This is a genomic window from Cellulomonas septica (assembly GCF_012396155.1).
Classification (GTDB): Bacteria; Actinomycetota; Actinomycetes; order Actinomycetales; family Cellulomonadaceae; genus Cellulomonas; species Cellulomonas septica.
The window spans coordinates 1-2,577 of the sequence record NZ_JAAXOY010000520.1; the positions used below are offsets into that span (position 1 = coordinate 1).

The 2,577-nt window shown below is 74.2% G+C and carries 2 protein-coding genes; one reads left to right on the forward strand and one right to left on the reverse strand.

Annotated features, from left to right (window positions below):
- Nucleotides 1-1,154: beta-galactosidase (locus HGA02_RS15965; protein ID WP_210728677.1), on the reverse strand; the 1,154-nt coding region annotated here is incomplete at its 3' end.
- Nucleotides 1,155-1,384: 230 nt separating this feature from the next.
- Here HGA02_RS15965 and HGA02_RS15970 point away from each other — a divergent pair.
- Complete coding sequence (locus HGA02_RS15970) at nt 1,385-2,389, forward strand: LacI family DNA-binding transcriptional regulator (RefSeq protein WP_168680075.1); 1,005 nt, start codon at nt 1,385-1,387, stop codon at nt 2,387-2,389.
- The last annotated feature ends 188 nt before the right edge of the window (nt 2,390-2,577 follow it).

Below are 2,577 nucleotides of genomic sequence, written 5' to 3' on the forward strand. Positions count from 1 at the left end.
CGCAGCCGCTGCAGCAGCGCGCCCTGCGCCCGGACCGCGCGGTGCAGGTCGGTGTCCGGGCCGGCGTGCGGCACCATCGCCGAGTGGAAGCGCTCGGCGCCGCCCGTCGACGCGCGCCACTGGAAGTAGCAGACGCCGTCCGCGCCGTGCGCGACCGCGCGCAGCGAGTCGAGGACCATCGCGCCCGTGCTCTTGGGGACGTTGTGCGCACGCCAGTTCACCGCCCCCGCCGCCTGCTCCATGAGGAGCCACGGCTCGCCGCGCCGGACGCCGCGGACGAGGTCGTGCGCGAGGGCGGCCCGGGCGGGCGACTGCGCGTCCGCGGGGTCGGTGTAGCAGTCGTCGGCGACCACGTCGACGTCGTCGGCCCACGTGTGCTGGTCGACGCCCGGGAAGAAGTTCATGAAGTTCGTCGTCACCGGCGCGTCCGAGCGTTCCCGGATGATCCCGGCCTGCAGCCGGTAGAGGTCGCGGAGCTGGTCGGACGTGAACCGCCGGAAGTCGAGCTCGGCGGCCGGGTTGTGCAGGTAGGGCGCGGCGCGCGGCGGCACGACCTCGTCGAACGAGGAGTACCGCTGGCTCCAGAACGCGGTGGCCCACGCGGCGTTGAGCGCGTCGACGTCGCCGTACCGCCTCCGCAGCCACGTGCGCAGGCGCTCGGCGCACAGGTCGCACCAGCACGTCTGGCCGAGCTCGTTGCCGACGTGCCACATCGCGACGGCCGGGTGGTCGGCGTACCGGTCGACGAGGTGCCGGACGACCGCGGCGACGTGGTCGCGGTACACCTGCGAGCCCGGGCAGAAGTGGTTGCGCGAGCCGACGCTCATCCGCACGCCGTGGGCGTCGACGGCCGACGTCTCGGGGTGCCGGTGCGCGAGCCACGGCGGCGGTGACGCGGTGGGGGTCGCGAGGTCGACCGCGATGCCGGCGCCGTGCAGGAGGTCGAGGACCTCGTCGAGCCAGGCGGTGTCGAAGCGCCCGGGCTCGGGCTCGAGCGTCGCCCACGAGAAGATGCCGACGGAGACCAGGTTGACCCCGGCCGCACGCATGAGCGCGACGTCCTCGCGCCACACGTCGGGCGTCCACTGCTCGGGGTTCCAGTCGCCGCCGTAGAGGACGCCGTGGGCGGCGGTGAGCGCCTCCAGACCCGTCATGCCACCCTCCCCCGTGCCGCCGTCCGGGCGACGCGGTGCGCCGGTCCCTGCGTCGATCGTCGAAGCGCTTCAACAACGAAGCCGCACCGGACGCTAGCCGCTGCCGACGCTACGTGTCCATTCCCCCGGGTTGATGCGCCGGTAGTTGCGATAAACGGTGTCGAAGCGTTTAGTCGAGGACCCGTCGTCGAACGGCTCGGCACGCCGCGCTGTACCGCTACACTCCCCGCATGGCCACGATCGCCGACGTCGCGAAGGCAGCGGGCGTCTCGTCCTCGACCGTGAGCTACGTGCTCTCCGGCAAGCGCCCGATCTCCCAGGCGACCCGGCACCGCGTCGAGAAGGCGATCCGCGACCTCGGGTTCAGCCCGCACGCCGGCGCCCGGGCGCTCGCGTCCAGCCGCACCAACGTCCTCGGGCTCGTCGTCCCGCTGCGCGCCCTCGAGGCGAACGTCGCGATCGTCATGGAGGTCGTCTCCGGCGTCATCACGCGCGCCCGGGACTTCGACCACGACGTCCTCGTCCTCACCCAGGACGACGTCAACGGCGTCCAGCGGCTCGCCAACGGCAGCATGGTCGACGCGCTCATCCTCATGGACATCGAGACGCTCGACCCGCGCCTGCCCGTGCTCGCCGGGCTCCGCCAGCCGTCCGTCCTCATCGGCGTGCCCAGCGACCCGCACGGGCTGTCGTGCGTCGACCTCGACTTCGCCGCCGCCGGCCGGCTCGCCGTCCGGCACCTCGTCAACCACGGCCACCGCAGCATCGCGCTGCTCGGGGCGCCGTCCGCCGCGCTCGCGCGCAGCGCCAACTACGCGGTGCGCATCGTCGACGGCTTCCGCTCGCAGGCCGGGCCCGCCGGCGTGCGGCACACCGTCGTGCCGACCGAGGCCACCTACCCCGGCGCCGAGGCCGCGGTCGAGCGTGCGTTCGCCGAGCTCGACGACCTCACCGCGCTCGTCGTGCACAACGAGGCCGCGCTGCCCGGCGTCCTCGCCGCGCTCGCGCGCAGCAACCGGTCCGTGCCCGGCGACGTCTCCGTGCTCGCCGTCGCGCCGTCCAGCCTCGCCGAGCACCTGGCCCTCCCCCTGTCCGCGATCGACGTCCCCGCCGAGGAGATCGGCCGCACCGCGGTCGAGATGACGATCGAGCGTCTCGACCAGAAGAAGGCCGCCGAGACGCGGCTGCTGTCGCCGGCCTTCATCGAGCGCGGGAGCTGCGCCGCACCCGCCTGACCGCTGCGGCCGCGGGCCCGGCACGCCCGGTCCCCGTCGCGTCCCGCCGTTCATGCAGGCACCTCCGTCAGGTCCCCGTCGAGCCGGACCGTCGCACCCGCGTGCAGCGTCAGGGTCCGCGTCCGGTCGGCGTGCACCACCTCCAGGGTGCCCCCGCGACCCGCGCGCAGCACGACGCCCCCGCGCAG